At 50.4% G+C, this 994-nt stretch carries 2 protein-coding genes; both read left to right on the forward strand.

Annotated features, from left to right (window positions below; translation table 11 throughout):
- Nucleotides 1-626: SHOCT domain-containing protein (locus tag ACTIE6_RS13410; protein WP_439557121.1), on the forward strand; the 626-nt coding region annotated here is incomplete at its 5' end.
- 110 nt (nucleotides 627-736) lie between these two features.
- Nucleotides 737-994 (forward strand): mechanosensitive ion channel family protein (locus ACTIE6_RS13415; RefSeq protein WP_439557122.1); only part of this gene is annotated, 258 nt, incomplete at its 3' end.

Consider the following 994-nt stretch of genomic DNA (forward strand, 5'->3'; position numbering starts at 1 on the left):
AATGGATGCGCGGCGGGATGACGATGGTAGGGGATATGTTCAATAACTCCACCCGCTCAACCGTAGATCGTCTCTGCAATGAGCTGTCGGATACGGTAAGTACGAGGGTACTTTTTGAAGATTCTTCTGAAACTCCCGGCAATGCGCAGGTTACGCCTGGCGGTATCTTCAACGGAACAGAAACAACCACCTGGCCGGCTGTTTTCGGAACGCCCACAGCCAGCGGCGCGCAGAACAATTTTCGGTATGCTTATTTTGCGCCGGTGCGCAGGCTTGTGATCGAGGAAAATGGCAAACGGACAATTTACGATACCAAACATCACCATATTACCGGCGTATCGCAGCAGCAGGGGTCGGGAAGTTCTTACCGGTTTACAAGTCAGGATGGGCCGGTTGACCTGAGCAGTTTATCAGTTATCTCCCAGCCGGGCGGCCAACAGCAGCCCACTCCCGAAATCGCGTACGATGTAACAAGTACCGCAGATTTGAGGAGTGAGCAAAGCGCCTCTACCCCGCAGGAGATCATTATTGCAACCATTGAAAAGGTGAATATGCTTTTTGAAAAAGGGCAGATTTCGGAGGAGGAATTTAAGTCTAAAAAGCAGGAACTGCTGGCGCGGCTCTAAAATCCATTCTCAATATGAGAGGCAGCAACCCGGAATTTTCCGGAGTTGCTGCCTTTTTTATGTCCAAAATTGAGCAATTTTGATGCGTTTTAAATGCATTTGACGCTCGGATGATTTTTGCACAAATCTCAAAAATAGTAGATCCCATTGCCGTAAAGCTCGACAGGTGGTTTGTAGAGGGAGTTCGCTTCGTCCCCAACCTGATCATGGCGATCCTGATTCTCGTCGTATTCCGGTTCCTGGCGCGGTACGGCAGCCGGTTTATGGAAAATGTACTCGGCCGGGCTTCGCAGAACATTGCATTGGTGAGCCTGGTATCCGCAATCACCCGGATCGCCATCGTCATGACCGGGCTCTTCTTTGCATTG

This window comes from Dyadobacter sp. (assembly GCF_051859145.1).
Classification (GTDB): domain Bacteria; phylum Bacteroidota; class Bacteroidia; order Cytophagales; family Spirosomataceae; genus Dyadobacter.